At 65.1% G+C, this 5,489-nt stretch carries 6 protein-coding genes; all 6 read left to right on the plus strand.

The window, feature by feature from the left end; genetic code table 11:
* A partial coding sequence (locus ACYVDE_RS13630) for a flavin monoamine oxidase family protein (RefSeq protein WP_460502091.1) occupies positions 1-1,416 on the plus strand: 1,416 nt, incomplete at its 5' end.
* A 118-nt stretch (positions 1,417-1,534) separates the two neighbouring features.
* Positions 1,535-2,113, plus strand: a complete 579-nt coding sequence (locus ACYVDE_RS13635) for an RNA polymerase sigma factor (RefSeq protein WP_460502092.1) — start codon at positions 1,535-1,537, stop codon at positions 2,111-2,113.
* Between the two features lie 3 nt (positions 2,114-2,116).
* A complete protein-coding gene (locus ACYVDE_RS13640; protein ID WP_460502093.1) occupies positions 2,117-2,365 on the plus strand; it encodes a hypothetical protein in 249 nt (82 codons plus the stop codon).
* A gap of 184 nt (positions 2,366-2,549) precedes the next feature.
* On the plus strand, positions 2,550-3,245 hold the full coding sequence (locus ACYVDE_RS13645; protein ID WP_460502094.1) for a ClpP family protease: 696 nt from the start codon (positions 2,550-2,552) through the stop codon (positions 3,243-3,245).
* A gap of 60 nt (positions 3,246-3,305) precedes the next feature.
* Positions 3,306-4,274, plus strand: coding sequence for a cation diffusion facilitator family transporter (locus ACYVDE_RS13650; protein WP_460502095.1), 969 nt, complete (start codon positions 3,306-3,308; stop codon positions 4,272-4,274).
* Positions 4,275-4,352: 78 nt separating this feature from the next.
* The coding region (locus tag ACYVDE_RS13655; RefSeq protein ID WP_460502096.1) for an MFS transporter at positions 4,353-5,489 on the plus strand (1,137 nt) is incomplete at its 3' end.

The raw sequence follows: 5,489 nt of genomic DNA on the forward strand, positions 1-5,489 counted from the left end.
GTGGCCATTGTGGGCGCGGGTATGGCCGGCCTCAGCTGCGCGTACCAGCTGAAAAAGGCCGGCGTGCGGGCCGACATCTACGAGGCCAGCAACCGGGCCGGTGGGCGCATCTTCACGGCCCGCGGGCTGATGGGACCGGGCCTGACCACCGAGCTGGGCGGCGAGTTCATCGATTCGGGCCACGCCGACATGCTGAACCTGGTGCAGGAGTTCGGCCTGCCGCTCTACGACGTGGAAGCGCCCAGCGAAACCGTCCTCATCAAGGATGCCTTTTTCTTTGGCGGGCAGCACCACTCGGTGGCGCAGGTGATTGACGCGCTGCGGCCCTACGCCAACCAGATTCAGGCCGACAGCCGCTCGCTGCCCAACAACAACATTACCTACGACCAGCTGAGCAACAGCGCCGCCCGCTTCGACCAGCTGTCCATTTCGGGCTACTTCGACACGCTGGGCATGACCGGCTGGATTCGGACGCTGCTCGAAGAAGCTTACGTGACCGAGTTCGGCCGCGAGGCCAACGACCAGACGTCCATCAACTTCCTGTGGATGTTTCAGGCCGACGTGAACAAGGGCACGCTTGAGATGTTCGGCATCAGCGACGAGCGGTACAAGATTAAAGGCGGTAACCAGCAGCTCACCGATGCCATTGCCGCGCAACTGCCCGGCCAGATTACCCTGCAGCGCAAACTGGTGGCCCTGGGCCAGACCGGCACTGAGTACCAGCTCACCTTCGAGCTGCCCGACCGCACCCGCACCGTGGTGGTGGCCGACTACGTGGTGCTCACGCTGCCTTTCACCACCCTGCGCACCGTGGCCCTGAACCTGCCGCTGCCCACCTGGAAAACCAACGCCATCCAGAACCTGGGCTACGGCACTAACGCCAAGCTCTTCCTCGGCTTCAACGGCCGCCCCTGGCGCACCAAGGGCTACACCGGCTACTTCTTCTCCGACACCGTGACGCAGGGCGGCTGGGACGGCTCGCAGCTGCAGCCCGGCAGCGTGGGCACGTTCACGGTGTTTGTGGGCGGCCAGGTGGGCGTGGCCATGGGTACGGGCTCGCCCCAGTCGCAGGCCGACCAGCATTTGCGCGTGCTGGATGCCGCCTGGCCCGGCACCCGCGCCGCCTTCAACGGCACTGTGGAGCGCTTCCATTGGCCCACACACCCGTACACGCTGGCTAGCTACGCCTGCTACCGGGTGGGCCAGTACAGCACCATCGCCGGGGCTGAAATTAAGCCCGTGGGCAACCTGTTCTTCGCCGGCGAGCACTGCAGCGCTTGGTACCAGGGCTATATGAACGGCGCCGCCGAAACCGGCCGCCTGGCCGCTGGCAGCGTGCAGGCCGCCCTGCGTAGCGGCACGGCCGCCGTACTGCACCGCTTCCTGCGCCGCCGCGAGCAGGTGCTGGCCGTGTAAACGATAACCGCATCACAAACCGAATGGCCGCATTCCTCTCCGGGATGCGGCCATTTTCTTTTGGGTACGGGGGTGATAGTTACCCAGAAAATGGATTAATTAGTAAATGCCTGCGCCAATGACTGCCTTGCTCCCATCCACTACGCCCGCTCAGACGCTCCGCGCGGCCCTACTGGCCAACCGTGAACGCGCCCTCACCCAGCTCTACCGGCAGGCTTTCCCGACGGTGCGGCGGCTGGTGCAGCGCCAAGGCGGGTCGGAACAGGATGCGCAGGACGTGTTTCAGGATGCGCTGGTGGTTTTTTACGAACAGGCCGTGGGTGGCACGCTGGTGCTCACGGCGGCAGCCAGCACCTACCTTGTAAGCGTGGCCCGCCACCGCTGGCAGCACGAGCTACGCCGCCGCACCCGCCTGCCCCACGAGCCACTACCGGATGCCACCGACGCTTTTGCCGCTGAAGAAGCGGAAACCGCTACTGAACCGGGCTTCGCCGTGCGCGACTACGTGGAGCGGCTGGGCGCGAAATGCCGGGATATGCTGCTCAATTTCTACTACTTCCAGCAGCCGCTGGCCCAGATTGCCGAAGCCAGCGGCTACCGCACTGTCCGCTCGGCCACGGTGCAGAAGTTCAAGTGCCTGGAGCGGCTGCGCACTTCGGTACGCGCCGCCTTCCGAGCCGAAACCATCGAATACTAAGCCATGCGCCCTGAACTCGAACGCCTTCAACTCATCGAGCAACAGCTCCTGAACGGCCCCGCCGCCCTGCCGGCCGACGAGTGGCAGCTGCGCCAATTGTTCGACGGCGAGTTGGCCGCCGACGCCGCAGCTCAGCAGCAGCTCTATCACGGCCTGCGCGCCGCCGGCCGCCAGCAGCTGCGGCAGGAGCTACGCCAGCTACATGCGCGGCTGTACGGAGGCTGGTTTGGCTGGCTGCGCCGCCGGTGGTAGAGACGCCTACTTGCGTCTCGTCGCTGAACGGGAACACATGAACGACTTCTAAACGGTGCGGTCGATGAGACACAAATATGCGTCTCTACATCGCTACTCCATCCAATCTCAACGGGCCTTCCCCACCGTGCCAATTCCGGCCCGGCCAGCCTCGCCTTGCCCTTTCCTTAACCCTCAAAATCGTATGCTCAACCCAACCGAATTCCGCAAGTTCGCCGTGCACGGCCGGGGCCTCAACGGCCTCACCGTCGACCAATACACTCGTTACGCCGAGGGCCTGGCCTGGCCCTTCCTCACCAACATGACCCGCTCCGTCATTGAGGAACGGCCGCAGAATTTCCGCGAAATCGACGTGTTTTCGCGCCTGATGATGGACCGCATCATCTTCCTCGGCCAGGCCGTCGACGACAACATTGCCAACATCATCAACGCCCAGCTGCTGTTTCTGGAATCCGTTGATGCCCGCAAGGATATTCTGCTCTACATCAATTCGCCGGGTGGGTCGGTATACGCCGGTTTCGGCATGTTCGATACCATGCAGTACGTGCGGCCCGACGTGGCCACCATCTGTACGGGGCTGGCGGCCAGCATGGGCGCCTTCCTGCTCTGCGGCGGCGCGCTGGGCAAACGCTCGGCCCTGCCCCACGCCCGCATCATGATTCACCAGCCCAGCGGCGGCGTGCAGGGCCCCTCGGCCGACATCGAAATCACGGCCCGCGAGGTCATTAAAATCCGCGAGGAGCTATACGGCATCTACGCCGAGCGCACCGGCAAAACCTACCAGCAAATCCACGCCGACTCGGACCGTGACTATTGGCTGCGCGCCGACGAGGCGCAGGAATATGGCCTGATTGACGAGGTGCTGACGCGCGAGCCGTAGCCGCGTCGCATCTAAAGCCGCGGCGCTGCGTTTAGAACGCAGTCCTACGCTTTTCCGCTCATGCCTCACGACCACGACCATTCGGCCCCCGGCCACTCGCACGCCGGCCACCAGCACGCTGCGCCGCCGCCCGGCGGTCAGTTCAGCGCCGCCTTCGCCATTGGCATTGGCCTCAACCTGGCCTTTGTCATCGCCGAAGCCATTGGCGGCTTCTGGGCCAATTCCAGCGCCCTGCTCTCCGATGCCGGCCACAACCTGAGCGACGTGCTCAGCTTGGCTCTGGCCTGGGGCGCGGCTTGGCTGGCGGGCCGCCCGGCCACCCGGCGCTACACCTTTGGCTACCGCGGGGCCACCATTCAGGCCGCGCTGCTGAACACGGCCTTATTATATGCTGCACTGGGCTTTATTCTGTGGGAAACCATCGACCACCTGCGCCACCCCGAGCCCGTGAACGGCCGCTGGGTGATGATACTGGCCGGCATTGGCATTTTGGTGAATGGCATCACTGCCCTGCTGTTCCGCAGCGGGCAGAAGGGCGACGTGAACGTGCGCGGGGCCTACCTGCACATGCTCACCGATGCGCTAGTGAGTGTGGGCGTGGTGGCCGGCGGCGGCCTCGTGCTGCTCACCGGCTGGACCTGGCTCGACCCGGTCATCAGCTTCATCATCCTCGGCATCATCGCGTTCAGCTCGTGGGGGCTGCTGCGCGACAGCCTGCGCCTGGGCCTGCAGGCCGTGCCCGACGGCATCGACCCCGAAGCCGTGCGCGCCTACCTGCTTAAGCAGCCCCAGGTCGAATCCGTGCACGACCTGCACATCTGGAGCCTGAGCAGCGCCGGCCACGATGCCGCTCTTATGGCCCACCTCGTGCGCCCCGGCGCGGCCGACGCGCAATGGCTGGCCACCCTCACCAAGGGCCTCGAAACCGAGTTCAACATCCGCCACAGCACCGTGCAGGTGGAGGATGGCCCCCTGCCCGGCGGCTGCCACAGCCATTGCGAGGTAGCTGTGGAAACCGTGCATCGGTAGCGCAGCCTCGTAGTCCGAGAGTGGTAAAGCCGAGTCCGTTGGCCTCGCGGACTGCAAAGTCCGCGCTACATTTCGGGCATGCAAGCTTCCCACCCTACAAAAAACACTGTGCTCACGGCCGCCGTCATTGTGGCGGCGCTGGGCTATTTCGTCGACATCTACGACCTCATCCTGTTCAGCATCGTGCGCGTGGGCAGCCTCACCGCGCTGGGCGTGGTGGGTAAGGAAGCTCTCAAAACCCAGGGCGAATACCTGATTTCGATGCAAATGGGGGGCATGCTGCTCGGCGGCATCCTCTGGGGCATTCTCGGCGACAAGAAGGGGCGCCTGTCGGTGCTATTCGGCTCCATCCTGCTCTATTCGCTGGCCAACATCGCCAACGGCTTCGTGCAGACGCTTGACCAATATGCCTGGCTGCGCCTCATTGCCGGCATCGGGCTGGCCGGCGAGCTCGGCGCGGGTATCACCCTCGTGAGCGAAAGCCTGCCGCAGGACAAGCGCGGCTACGGCACCATGATAGTGGCCACCGTGGGCGTGAGCGGCGCCCTGCTCGGCTACTGGGTGGGCGACCGCTGGGGCTGGCGCAATGCCTATTTCGTGGGCGGCGGCCTGGGCCTGGCCCTGCTGCTGCTGCGCGTGAGCGTGTTCGAGTCGGGCATGTTTCAGAAGGCGCAGGCGGCCACGCACGTTAGCCGGGGCAACTTTTTCAGCTTGTTCACCAACCCGGCCCGGCTGGGACGCTACCTGCGCTGCCTGCTGATTGGGGTGCCGCTATGGTTTGTGGTGGGCATTCTCATCACCTTCGCGCCCGAGTTTGGCGAGGCGCTGGGCGTGCAGGCCGTGCCGGCGCCGCTCTCGGCCGGGCTGGCGGTGTTCTGGTGCTACTTCGGGCTGGTGTTTGGCGATTTTGCCAGCGGGGCGCTCAGCCAGCTGCTGCGCTCGCGCAACCGGGCCCTGCAGGTGTTCCTGGCCTTCTGCACCCTGATGGTGGGCGTGTACCTGTTCGGCCTACACGGCGTTTCGCAAACGGTTTTCTACGCCGCCTGCTTCGTCATCGGCATTTCGGTGGGTTTCTGGGCGTTGTTCGTGACGGTGGCGGCCGAGCAGTTCGGCACCAACCTGCGGGCCACCGTGGCCACTACCGCGCCCAACTTCGCCCGCGGCTCGGTGGTGGCGCTGGTGCCGGCCTTCCGCTGGGCCGAGGCGCATTTGGGC

It is taken from the genome of Hymenobacter agri, from assembly GCF_054778495.1.

Coding starts and splice junctions, on each gene's coding strand:
- ACYVDE_RS13635 (WP_460502092.1), top strand. CDS start 1,535: ATGACTGCCTTGCTCCCATCCACTACGCCCGCTCAGACGCTCCGCGCG.
- ACYVDE_RS13645 (WP_460502094.1), top strand. CDS start 2,550: ATGCTCAACCCAACCGAATTCCGCAAGTTCGCCGTGCACGGCCGGGGC.
- ACYVDE_RS13640 (WP_460502093.1), top strand. CDS start 2,117: ATGCGCCCTGAACTCGAACGCCTTCAACTCATCGAGCAACAGCTCCTG.
- ACYVDE_RS13650 (WP_460502095.1), top strand. CDS start 3,306: ATGCCTCACGACCACGACCATTCGGCCCCCGGCCACTCGCACGCCGGC.